General features: G+C 36.6%; 11 protein-coding genes. 2 read left to right on the forward strand and 9 right to left on the reverse strand.

Annotated elements, in window-relative coordinates; genetic code table 11:
* Positions 1-11 precede the first annotated feature (11 nt).
* The 5 genes from aceB to WAZ07_RS09415 form a co-directional block, all read right to left on the reverse strand.
* The gene (gene aceB / locus WAZ07_RS09395) at positions 12-1,601 is read right to left on the reverse strand and encodes a malate synthase A (RefSeq protein ID WP_336472212.1); all 1,590 of its coding nucleotides are present in this window, start codon (positions 1,599-1,601) and stop codon (positions 12-14) included.
* A 241-nt stretch (positions 1,602-1,842) separates the two neighbouring features.
* Positions 1,843-2,907 (reverse strand): anti-sigma factor domain-containing protein, encoded by a 1,065-nt coding sequence (locus WAZ07_RS09400; RefSeq protein WP_336472213.1) that lies wholly within the window; start codon positions 2,905-2,907, stop codon positions 1,843-1,845.
* On the reverse strand, positions 2,900-3,622 hold the full coding sequence (sigI, locus tag WAZ07_RS09405; RefSeq protein ID WP_336472214.1) for an RNA polymerase sigma factor SigI: 723 nt from the start codon (positions 3,620-3,622) through the stop codon (positions 2,900-2,902). The genes WAZ07_RS09400 and sigI overlap by 8 nt, the downstream gene beginning before the upstream one ends.
* An 87-nt stretch (positions 3,623-3,709) precedes the next feature.
* The gene (locus WAZ07_RS09410; RefSeq protein WP_336472215.1) at positions 3,710-4,927 is read right to left on the reverse strand and encodes a DUF5667 domain-containing protein; all 1,218 of its coding nucleotides are present in this window, start codon (positions 4,925-4,927) and stop codon (positions 3,710-3,712) included.
* A gap of 140 nt (positions 4,928-5,067) precedes the next feature.
* The gene (locus WAZ07_RS09415; protein ID WP_336472216.1) at positions 5,068-5,559 is read right to left on the reverse strand and encodes a DUF1648 domain-containing protein; all 492 of its coding nucleotides are present in this window, start codon (positions 5,557-5,559) and stop codon (positions 5,068-5,070) included.
* 472 nt (positions 5,560-6,031) lie between these two features.
* On the opposite strand from WAZ07_RS09415, the gene WAZ07_RS09420 reads away from it, so the two are divergent.
* Positions 6,032-6,247, forward strand: a complete 216-nt coding sequence (locus tag WAZ07_RS09420) for a spore germination protein (RefSeq protein ID WP_336472217.1) — start codon at positions 6,032-6,034, stop codon at positions 6,245-6,247.
* Positions 6,248-6,744: 497 nt separating this feature from the next.
* Here WAZ07_RS09420 and WAZ07_RS09425 read toward each other — a convergent pair whose 3' ends face one another.
* Positions 6,745-8,001, reverse strand: a complete 1,257-nt coding sequence (locus WAZ07_RS09425; protein ID WP_336472218.1) for a M48 family metallopeptidase — start codon at positions 7,999-8,001, stop codon at positions 6,745-6,747.
* A 154-nt stretch (positions 8,002-8,155) separates the two neighbouring features.
* On the opposite strand from WAZ07_RS09425, the gene WAZ07_RS09430 reads away from it, so the two are divergent.
* The gene (locus tag WAZ07_RS09430; protein ID WP_090915699.1) at positions 8,156-8,740 is read left to right on the forward strand and encodes an SCO family protein; all 585 of its coding nucleotides are present in this window, start codon (positions 8,156-8,158) and stop codon (positions 8,738-8,740) included.
* Between the two features lie 548 nt (positions 8,741-9,288).
* On the opposite strand, the gene WAZ07_RS09435 is transcribed toward WAZ07_RS09430, so the two are convergent.
* The 3 genes from WAZ07_RS09435 to WAZ07_RS09445 all read right to left on the reverse strand — a co-directional run bounded on the left by WAZ07_RS09435 (position 9,289) and on the right by WAZ07_RS09445 (position 12,036).
* A complete protein-coding gene (locus WAZ07_RS09435; RefSeq protein WP_336472219.1) occupies positions 9,289-10,302 on the reverse strand; it encodes a C45 family peptidase in 1,014 nt (337 codons plus the stop codon).
* Between the two features lie 296 nt (positions 10,303-10,598).
* Positions 10,599-10,958: a VOC family protein gene (locus WAZ07_RS09440; RefSeq protein WP_336472369.1), complete on the reverse strand. Its 360-nt coding sequence runs from the start codon at positions 10,956-10,958 to the stop codon at positions 10,599-10,601.
* 172 nt (positions 10,959-11,130) lie between these two features.
* Positions 11,131-12,036, reverse strand: a complete 906-nt coding sequence (locus tag WAZ07_RS09445) for an AraC family transcriptional regulator (protein ID WP_336472220.1) — start codon at positions 12,034-12,036, stop codon at positions 11,131-11,133.
* Between the last annotated feature and the right edge of the window lie 280 nt (positions 12,037-12,316).

Consider the following 12,316-nt stretch of genomic DNA (forward strand, 5'->3'; position numbering starts at 1 on the left):
CTTTTCCTCATTTATAAAATCTCATACCCAGGTAACGTTAAAAACGATACAAATTCATCATTTCGAACAAGATTTGTAAATAGTTTCGTAGCTTCGACAAATCGGCCTTTTTCAAAGCGATCACTACCAATCTCTTGCTCTATTTTTGCTAACTCTTCTGCTTTAAACTGTTCTACTAATGCAAACGTAATCTTTCGTCCATCTTCGAGCTTCCCTTTCTCGTGACGAATCCATTGCCACACTTGTGCACGTGAAATTTCTGCTGTTGCCGCATCTTCCATTAAATTATAAATAGGCGCTGCTCCTCTGCCGCTTAACCACGATGCAATATATTGAATGCCAACACTAATATTTGTACGAAGACCAGCTTCTGTAATCGTTCCTACTGGAACTTCTAATAAATTTTGTTCAGTGATACAAATTTCTTCTCGTTTTCGATATATTTGGTTTGGCGTTGTCATGATGCGATCAAATACTTCCATCGCTACAGGCACAAGTCCCGGGTGGGCAACCCAAGTTCCATCATGTCCATCACAAGCCTCTCGCTCTTTATCAGCGCGCACTTTCTCAAATGCTGCTTCATTCGCTTTCGGGTCGTTCTTAATTGGAATTTGCGCTGCCATTCCTCCAATTGCTGGTGCACCCCGGCGATGGCATGTTTGAATGACGCGCAAACAATACGCGCGCATAAACGAAACACCCATTGTCACCTGGGCCCGGTCAGGAAGTAAAAACTGTTCATGATTGCGGAACGTTTTTAAGAAACTAAAAATATAATCCCAACGTCCACAATTTAACCCTGCTGAATGATCCCGCAACTCATATAAAATTTCATCCATCTCAAATGAAGCGTGAATCGTCTCCAGCAGTGCCGTTGCTTTAATTGTTCCATGTGGAATGCCAATATATTTTTGTGCAAATACGAACACATCATTCCATAATCTTGCTTCTAAGTAACTTTCCATTTTCGGTAAGTAAAAGTATGGACCACTCCCCTTTTGCATTAACGCTTTTGCATTATGAAAAAAGAACAATCCAAAGTCTAATAAACTGCCCGATACTTCTTCACCATCTACTAATACATGCTTTTCTTGTAAATGCCAGCCACGAGGCCGCACCATTAATACAGCTGTTTTTTCATTAAGACGATATTCCTTACCATTTTCATTGGTATACAAAATCGTTCCCTTAACTGCATCTCGTAAATTTATTTGTCCTTCCATTGCATTTTGCCATGTCGGTGCATTGGAATCTTCAAAGTCTGCCATAAAGACACGCGCTCCTGAATTGAGAGCATTAATAACCATCTTACGATCAACCGGTCCTGTAATTTCTACGCGCCGGTCTTGTAAGTCATTCGGAAGCGGTGCAATCGTCCAATCATCAGCCCGAACATTTGCAGTTTCCTCTAAAAAATGTAACAACTCTCCTGCATCAATTTTCTTTTGCTTCTCTACTCGTTTCTGTAGTAATTCTTTTCGGCGTCCGTTAAAATTCTCATGCAACTCTTTTATAAATGTGAGTGCTTCTGGTGTCAAAATCTCCAAATACGCCGGTAATACTTCTCCAACGAGTGTAACCCGCGAAGTTTGCGTCGACATATTAGCCTCTCCTTTTTACAAACTGTTATAAAACAGTTTTGATTTTCATGTTTATATTATATAACATAAAAATCAAAAAGGAAGGATTTTTTAGAATTTTTTAACAATATCTCAAAATTGGTTTATATGTACTTTTCATATTCCTTGCAAATAACGTACGTGGTGTCGCATTATGCAAAATGAAAGAGAAAAATTTTCTTCAACAAAAAAAGGCATAGAGTGTACAACACCCTATGCCTTTTTACTTATCATGTTTTCCCTTTTCTTTTTCATCATGTTTTGAAGAATTGCCCTGTTTTTCTTCTTTTTTCTGCTCTTTTTCATAATCTTTCTGTTCTTTTTTCTGTTCTTGATATTCTTTTTTCTGTTCTTTTCTTTGCTCTTTGTTCTCGTTTTTCTGTTCCTTATCTTCTTTTTTCTGTTCTTTATCGTTATTTTCTTCTCTATGGCCGTTATTTCTTTCTGGTTGCGGCTGCTGTACGCGAGCTGGTTGCTGTTGTTCTTTTTCTTGTCGCTCTTTCGGCTCACTTCTTTCTTGTTGCACAGAAGAAGAGGAATTCGATGGCGAATCTGAATTAGGTGATGAATCCGGCTGCGAATGTACTTCAGGATGTTGTTCCTCTTGTACTTGTGACGGTGCAGGTGAAGCAGGTGATTTCTTCTTCTCATTTTCCTGTTTCAGATAAATCCCTGTGCTGACTCCTGCTTTTTGGGCATTCTCCCTTATCTGCATAGTACTTTCCTGATATATGACTGTAACATGTTGTGTATCATACTCTCTTTTTAACTCTTGCATAGCCTTCTGCAGTTGCGGCTCTAGCGATTTTTCTTTTGCAACGGATGTTAACATGACTTGCTTTTCACTCGTTAAGTATCCATCCTCTTTGCTTTGCTTTACAATCGCACGCACTACGTCTTGCAAAGGCTCATTTTTCCAGCGTTTTATTTCTTTTAAAATACGCCTGCCATCCTCATTGCAAGCTCGTAATTCCGTAACACGAAGATCCTTTGTCACACTTACTTCTAAGCTCGGATTAATATCGATAGAAACATAGGCAAGCGCTTTTTCTTCCGGCTGATTGAATACAAACAAAAAAACACATAGAAAACAAGCAAAAATTAGCAATGCCGGTTTTAATATAGAAGGAACTGAAAATGTCACTTGCCTCTTTTCTTGTTCATGAAATACAATTTCCTGTCCGATTATATAAGAGTTCGACTTTTTCTTACAATTAATAAATTCTCCGTCTGGTGTCAAAACAACTATGCTGCGTTTTCTTATATCCATCACAATTCCTTTATTCATTCCCCTGCCCCCCTCTTATATATTCTTGAATGTATATGTAGTTGTTTACAAAAATAATGCACATTGCAATGATGTATTTTCTATGTCTCTCTAGCGTTTTACGACTAGTTCTAACATGCGGTTCAATTTGTTTGAGAGGTAACTTTTTCTTTCGGAACAGCTCTTCTATCATTTTCTCTTCTTTTATAATAATCTTTACAATTCCTATTAAATGTTCCCGCGTATCACGATGCTTCGGAGACTCCTTCGCAAGCTCGGCAAACGATATTTTAAATTCAGATAGCACGCTTTGAAAATGAAGAATTTCTTCCTTCCGATTGCTATTTTCCATCTCTTTCATATATTCTGTAAGTGCCGCTTGTACTTCCATTGTTTCCTCTTGCTGGTCTTCTTTTAAAAAGATAAGGTTATGCCTAGACTCCTTACGTATATAGTCAATTACATCTCTTTTTATAAGAAGCTCAGCAAATAAAAGAAAAGATTTCCCTTTTTTATATGAATATTGTTCAATAGCTTGATGAAATGCAAACAGTCCAATGCTATATTCATCGTCCTGCTCTGTAATATAACGACGACAGACAGCTGAAATCGATTTTCGAATAAAAGGCCGATACTGAGCGATAAAAGCTTCCTTATCTTCTTCATTTTTTTGTACATTTAATACTACATCTTCTATTGTCGATTTTTTTACGACTTTCATCAATAAACTTAACACAGGTAATCCTTCTCCTCCCCTCTGCTATAAATAGCAAAACGGTCACTAAAGAAGTGACCATTTCACTACAGTATTTCCCTACTTTTCTTAGTTCTTTTCTTTATGTTTGTCTTCATGTTTGTTTTCATGCTTTTCTTCATGTTTCTCTATATGTTTTTCTTCATGTTTTTCATGACCAACTTTTTTACCGTTATCTTCATGATTTTCCTTTTGCTTGGATTGCTCATGATTCCCATGAGAAACAGCAGCTTTATGTACTGGTTGTGCTGGTTGTGCTGGTTGTGCCGGTTGTGCTGGTTGTGCCGGTTGTGCTGGCTGTGCTGGTTGTGCTGGCTGTTCCGGTTGTGCCGGCTGTTCCGGTTGTGCTGGCTGTTCCGGTTGTGCTGGCTGTTCCGGTTGTGCTGGTTGTGCCGGTTGTGCTGGTTGTGCTGGTTGTGCTGGTTGTGCTGGTTGTGCTGGCTTGTTTTCCTTTGCAACAGCACGCTCTTGCTTTTCTTGCGCTTTCTCTATTTTAGCAGCAATTTTTGCAAAACTCTTCTCTATATTTTTGGTAATCGCAGCTTTTGCTTTCGGATTTTTCACTTTATCAAGCGCTTTTGCTAATGCTTCGATATTGTTTCCGATGTGAACTTTTACTTTTTCTGCTTCTGTTTTTTCTTTATGAGCCGGCTTTTTCGTTTCTTCTTTTTTTGTTTCAGCAGTCTTTTCTGCTTCTTCTTTCTTTACTTCAGCAGTTTTTTCCGCTTCTTCTTTCTTTACTTCAGCAGCCTTTTCTGCTTCTTCTTTCTTTACTTCAGCAGTCTTTTCTGCTTCTTCTTTCTTTACTTCAGCAGCCTTTTCTGCTTCCTCTTTCTTTACTTCAGCAGCCTTTTCTGCTTCCTCTTTCTTTACTTCAGCAGCCTTTTCTGCTTCTTCTTTTACTTCAGCAGTCTTTTCTGCTTCTGTTTTCGTTTCTCCTGAAAGCTCATCCGCTTTTTCTAAGTTTTCAGCTGCTTTTTCTAATGTATCTTTTGTGAAATCATCTTTTCCCTTTTTCATTAACACATCCGCTTCAGCAATGCGTTCTGCAGCTTGTTCAGATAGTAACTTTGCCTTAGCTAAATCATTGTTCGCAAGTGCCATTTTAATATCTTCCACCATCGTTTTTACGAAATAAAAGAAATCCCCTTGCACTAAAGTCGGCTTTTCTGTCTCTGTTGTTTTTGCTGCGTCTGTGTTGCTGCTAGCATACGCCGCCGTTCCCATTAAAAATGGACTACATGCCATCATTGTTACCATAGTTCCTTTTAGCAATATCTTTTTCATGTCATTTTTCCTCCATTTGTTTTCTTCACTATACATATTCGGAGGGAAAATAAGTTTTAGGGGGGTTAGAAAAATTTTTTCATAAAAAATAAAAAGATGACTTCCCGTCACCTTTTTCAATAAGTATGAAAATTACTCTTCTATTTTTCTATCATCCGTAAACTTCTAACTATGTAAAATATCATCGTACTAAATAATATAACGAGAAATATGACAACAGAAATTGTAGAATATTCAACTTCTCTTTGCATTGCAATTTGTACGTTTTCCCACGTACTATATACACCAAATGTAATAATCTCAAATTGTAACCATCCTAATAATGTACGAGAATGAATATATAATTGTTGTTTTTGTTCTTCTGTAACATGCGAAGGATAGTTAAACAAATGAGGAAAGCGACTTAACACATGAAATAATATATAGAATCCTAAACCAACAATCGGATGAATAAAAATATTTCCTTTCCCGCCAAACCCATCTGCTTCTCCATCGAAACCGAAATGAGTTGGAATCACATGTGGTAAAGACGACCACATGAAGCCAATGTATATAAGCATCAAAACGATTCCAATAAGCGACAAACCATCTAGCCACTTTTCAAGAATTGTTCTTGGCGCAATCTTTTTCATCTCTACTCCTCCTTGCTTTCACACTATTATTTTACTATATTTTCCATAAAAACAAAAAGAACAATTTTTTATCATATCTGGTGAGAAGACCACCACCTCAAGCGCGAAACGGTAGGTGGGGGTAGTTCAATAAGGTTACTTATTTTTATAAACAATCTTTTTTTTAAAATAAACAGCATACAATAAAGTGAAACTTCCATCAGTGGGGGTTTTCTTCATCTCCCACTAATGGTTAGTTGAACCAATCGGGCTTTTACGGGCAGTTATCCCCCACCTATCTTCTTTAGAAAAGCGGAAGTGGCTCGTCCGGAATGCGAGGGGGATGGAGCTTCTGACGTAGAGGTGTTTTTTACCTCGTAGGAAGAAGCGAAGCCACCGAACATTCTAGCCACTGGAGCTGGCCAACGATTCTCTCTCAACCTTGAGATGGGGGCGCGAATAGCGGGATAAAAATAAAAAAGAGGTGAAGAGCATGCCTGCAACTGTTGACAGCATTGTCATTTCACGATGTAATGGGACTGTAAATTTAGGAGACAAATACAATGTAAATCCTCAATTCCGTAATAAAGAATATCATGGTTCTGGATCATCAAATGCAGCAAAATCACTGAAAGTCTTTAATGGGGTTAGTACCTCAAATGTATTTGATAATGATCAAACTGATCAAGATATAACATTTACATTGTAAACTAGTGATTTAAGCTATATATACTAATTAAAAACCCCTTTCTTTTTAGGGAGGACGAGAGCATCTGGCCATGCATAGAAGCGGTCAGGGCCTTTTTTGCCACATGCTAGGTTTAAAACAAAAGGAGTAAGCAAGTAGCGGTCATGTTGTATTCTCCATAGCAGCGACTTACAAAGAAAAGCGGAAGCGGCTCGCTCAGAACAAGAGGGGGATGGAGCTTCTGACATAGAGGCGCTTTTTGCCTCGGCGGAAGACGCGAAGCCACCGACTGTTTAGGCCCGTTAGCTAAGGTTCTTTTACACAGAAGGTGTTTTTTTTACCTTCTTGTGTGGAAGGTTCTTAGACATGAGGGCCTAGGAGGCAGAGCTAGACAAAGATGCCGAAAAATTAAAATGGATATATAGCAAAAAGAACAAGTAGCTTCCTAGTCTTTATGCTAGAAAATTACTTGTTCTTTTCCATTTTTATTTTTGATACACAATTACCATTCTTAACGACTATTTCTTCTTGTATTCTTCAAACGTATTAATTCTTTCAAAAATTGGCGGATGTGTGTACATGAAAAATTTCACCAAAGCCGGCGGATTCACTTGACTCAAGCTCGTCTTCGATAAATATTGAAATGTTTTAATTCCCGACTGACCATCTTTCGTCATATCTAATGCGTATTGATCGGCCGCTCTTTCTTCAATGCGCGATACGTAATTTGTAGCAGGGCTTACTGCAAAAGAAAGCATCGAAGATACAAGGAAAAATAATGGTAAAACTGAGAAACTAGCTACCTTAGAAATATGCAGTGTATCGCCCCACTTACGAATACACGCGCGAATAATACGGTTAATAAGATACATGCCAACAAAGGTTAAAACGATATAACTCCCAACGCCCCAATATATATGTTTCATAACGTAATGACCCATTTCATGCGCCATAATAAATAATATCTCTTTATCTTTTAACTGCTCTAGCGTAGTATTCCATAAAACGATGCGAGAATTTGAGCCAATCCCCGTTACGTATGCATTTAACGAATTTGTTTTCTTTGACATATCCACTTCATACACATGCTCTGCTGGGATATTTGCTTGATCTGCTAATGTTAAAATCTTTTTCTCAAGCTCCTTATTATGCAGCGTCGAAAAATCATTATAGAGCGGATCAATGACTACTGGCTGAATGAATGTTAAAAAGATCGTGAATGGAACAGAAAGCGCCCAGCCATACAGCCACCAGCGTTTCGGATACTTTTTAATGAGCCATAACAGCACTGTCACGACAAGAAACATAAGCAAAAAATTTACCCAAAAATCCAGTATATGCTCCTTTATCCAATTTGCCGTTGATTGTGTAGAAATGCCGTAATCAACAGATACTTGATGACTAATCCATTGCAGCGGCAACGCGAGTATTGTTGTCACAAGCGATAAATAAAACAAATAAATCGCAATTTGTAGTACTCGGAATCTCGTTGTATCTTTCGCCCACTTTTCAAACCGCTTTGATACACCGAAAATAAGTACAAATAATAAAACAATCCATTGCAGCGGCGTTGCTAAAAAAAACAATAAATTCTTTACCCGCGAGTAATCTTGACTAAGTGTCAGCTCCCTTGCATTCATAAATGTTGCTGGATCTGCATTCGTTCCTTTATACGCTTCCGGTATGATCTCATGATTCCAGCTAAATAAGTACCAATATATAAATAATGCAAATAGAGCGTACAAAAAAAGTGTCCATCTCATCACTTTTCGCATGATTTCTCCTCCTCATCGCTGCCTGTCTATTAATATTGTAGTTCGTTCCTCAAAAAATAGAACAAGCTAATACATGAATTGTCATGTAATATTCACTCATTCCTCCCTTATTTTTCAGATTTTTCTTATAAAATAAAAATTGGGAGGGATTGGAATGAAGAAATTGTACATTACTTTTACGCTCGGACTTATTGTTGCAACCTTGATTGGAATTTTTTATTTTACCAGTTACCGAAAAGCATCAGCGGAAATACCAAAGGGGATTATTATGGAAGATGTAAACGGAACATCTGTATCATTTGATCAATTACCGAAAAAATTAAAATTAGTGGAATTTATGTATACAAAATGTCCAGACATTTGCCCGGTTACAACATACAAAATGAAACATTTACGAGATGAACTTGTAAAACAAAAAGTGTTCGGAACAAAAATCGAATTTATTACGATTACGATTGATCCGAAATACGATACGAAAGAAATTCTAGAACATTACTCCAAAACATTTGATATGAAAGAAACAACAGGTTGGCATCTGCTGCGCGGCGATGAGGAAGAAACGAAACAACTAGCTGAATCTTTCAACTTCCGCTACCGTGATCCTGGAAGCGGTCTTTACATTCATACTTCTAACTCTTACTTACTAGATGAAAATAATCGTTTAATTGAAGTATTCGGTATGGGAGAGCGCGGGTTTGATAGTAAAGAAGTGTTAGAGAAAATTAAGAAGGCGATGTAAAACCCTTTTCTTTTTAGATGGTCGAGAGCGTCTGGCCATGCGTAGAAGCGGTCAGGGCCTTTTCCTGCCACATGCAAGGTTTAAGGGCAAGTGAAGGTCATGTTTTATTCTACATAACAGCAATTTATATGTTAAAAAACAAAATAGTTTCATACAAATAATACGATATCAGCGATTTTTTTAATATATCGGCGATTCGACAGAGAATAAAGACCCTCCGATGATGTTCGACATGCGTATACTGTAAAATACTGAGCCCAAATGTAGCCTTGGAATAAAGTTTGATTAAATTAACTTAATAAACCTTGATAAAAGAGGCAAATAGAAAAAGCGTGTTTTGAAAAAAAAATTGATCAAAACACGCTTTTTCTATTTTCAATTGAATCATCCTTTTATAAAAAAGTTTGATAATTTTTGTTATCCTTGCTCAATTAAAGCGTCCCTATAATAGAATAACTAAAATATGATCTCAATTATAAAATCAATGATTTCTTCTTTCGCTAAAGCATGCGTTAGCTTAATAATATTCACAAAATAATAAATAAAATTTAATCTATTATACCTCTTAGCATTTGCTCTTTTACATTCTCACCATCAACCCAATCTTGAAAGTTAAAATCCAAGACATGCTCACTTTGTGCAATGGTAGTTATGATTCTAGAATTTTGATAAGAGTATGATAACGTATGAAGGGTTCCAAATAAGTTTTCATAATCAGTAAAAAATAATGGTGAATTTTTATCTTTAAATTCATCAAACATTTCTTGATGTGTGAGATTTTTATTAGAAATTTCTTGAAGATAACTATTGCGTTTAACCGAACCGTCAATAGATACTCTGTTTTTATTTTTTAGCATCTCGTCCTGAAAATGATTAACACAAGATAATGATGATTGTCCAAGCCTCACAATTACTTTCTCTGGACTAGCTTCAACTACTGCCATATTGCCATTTTTGTCACCAAGTGAAAAGTTGTAACACGCTGCATGAGGGATTTCTTTCAACATTTGAATTGCATCATCAACTGAAGAACACATATCCAAAACCATCCTAATCGCAGTCCATGGAGATATACCTTTTGAGTAACTATTATTACTTACAAAGTGCAATCCTGCTACTAACCCTCTTTGGTTAATTCCATCATGTCTTCCTAAAACTTGAAGATTATATCCTGCTGTTGCAAAGGCTTCTTCAGGTTGAACTAAACTAAAAATCCCATCATAAAGGGCGGGAGAAAAATCATAATTCCTAACATAATATTCTTTTGTAATAATTGCAGAACATCCCATAGCTTCTGTCCTTGGTACATCATAGCCACTAAACAAAGAAGCAGACTTTTTGGTGGAAATCTCTAATCCATTAGCTAGTCCATCTAACTCTTCAAGTAAATGAGGTGCTAAGGCCGAATAAATCGATTTCAAATTTTTATAGTCTATCTCTGGTCTTGTTATTGAATCCAAGACTTTTAACAGTGGGTTATTATGTAAATACTTACCGAACTTTAATCCAATATTAAATGAAGTATCTCTGATTTGAAATAGATTTACTAAAAATTCCGACATAAAAAAATACTCCCCTTATTGTATTTCATTATCCTGCCCGATTGTTGAACAAAAAAACACTCTACAAAATGGATCTTTTTATCAAACTTTTTTACAAATTATTAATCTTTATTATGAATGATCGAACTTTATTTTAAATCAACATTCACAGGTAAATTTGTACAATTTCCCCCATAGTTCTGGAATCGGATTAACAATCTTGCCACTCCATTTTCCTGCCGCACTAAAACCTACTAACGCAAACGAGTTTTTTGTGACTTCCTTAAATTCCACTTTTAATACTCTTTTCTACTACTTTATTTTCCTACTAAAACAAAAACATTTTCGTCTGGAGCTTGCATTACAGCCACATGACCACCTAAAGAATTAAGGAATGGAGTGCGAATCCACTGAACTTCAGGATTATACTTTAACGTTTCGTAAGTCTCACAAACATCTTCAACAACAATCTCAGTTTCAGCAAAATTCAAATTAGGGTTATTCTTTAATACTAACTCTGAATTGCCATTAGGAAATTTCATGCCAATAAGTTTCCATTGTTTTTCTTCATCTTGAAACGTTTCCCAGGCTTTTGTTAAACCTAACAATTGATAAAATTCCACCGATTTGTCAATATCTTCTGCATAAATTGCGACACATTCTATTCTTTTCCACATCAATCAACCATCCCTCCCACACCAAGATTATCCAAATAAATAAGATAACTATTTAACTAACCTGCTCGTTATTTTAAGTACAAAGTTTAACAACATTTTTAATGTTAATTGATATTTACAATGTTTCTTCACAAAACGGAACTACTTACTTTAAAGTCCGTCTCTTTTCACTTTATTGTTTCTTCTGCACTGGCAGCCAAATCTCCAATTGTGCAAGATCATGTTTATCAGCATGGCAGCGCTCATCGTATAATTCAAACTCTACAACACCAGAGTGCTCGTAGCCGGAATGCGGAAACCATTCTGTAAAGATGGCATTCCACGTTTGCTGAATCGATGCTACCATTTCTTCATGCGGAACTTTCGGCGTTGTAAATACTGCGTACGTTGCTTCTGGGAATGTGCGACACGTCATCTCACTTGGTACATCATCAAAGCTTGTTGCTTCCATTCCAATAATATACGTAAACTCACCTGTTTCTAAATTAAAATCCGTACACATCCCTAACTCGACGAACTCATTCGTATGCTTACGGTTTGGAATGTTTTCCGACAAATTATTTTGCAAATAATTTTGCCACATTGCTGGGATATCTTCCAGGTTTTTTCCGTCTTTACTCGTTGTCTTCATTTCATACCCAATTACTTGAAAAGCTGGCTTTGTTTCTATACGAAATTCCATTTTAATTCCCCCTAGATACGGATTAAATTTTCGCTGCATTACATTCACCTTGGAATATAACGGTGTTCGAATCTCTTGCTTTCGATATTCACTCGGCGTCATATGAAACAGCTTTTTAAAGGCGCGTGTGAACGTTTCATGAGATTGAAAGCCGTGCTCTAGTGCAATATCAAGAATTTTTTCCTCTGTGTGAGAAAGCTGATAAGCTGCCCGGGCGAGCCTTCTCTTTCGTACATACTCCATCACAGAGTCTCCTACGAGTGTTTGAAAGACGCGGTGGAAATGATATTCAGAAAATCCTGCAATACGCGCAAGATTCGCTAACGTTTGCTTTTCCATCACATCTTCTTCAATGGAATCAATTACTTTTTGAATTTGTATTTCATAACATCCCATCTCTGTTCACCTGCCTTATATGTATTATGTTAAAGGGAACGTGCGTTTTCTTCTTGACGTTTTTTGCTTTTGTTTTATACATTTTACCAATTCACTGGTAACATATTATAAAGAAATACACAAAAGGCATGAATTTCTTCTAGTTAATCAACACTCCTGATATGAAAAGGTGGTATATAAATGAGACTATTATTTTTATTTTTAAATGTATGTCTTAACTCATTTTTAGCATTCTCATTTCCTTATGTTATTAAATTTATCATTACATGTATTTGTATTA

This window comes from Bacillus bruguierae (assembly GCF_037104725.1).
Classification (GTDB): Bacteria; Bacillota; Bacilli; order Bacillales; family Bacillaceae_G; genus Bacillus_A; species Bacillus_A bruguierae.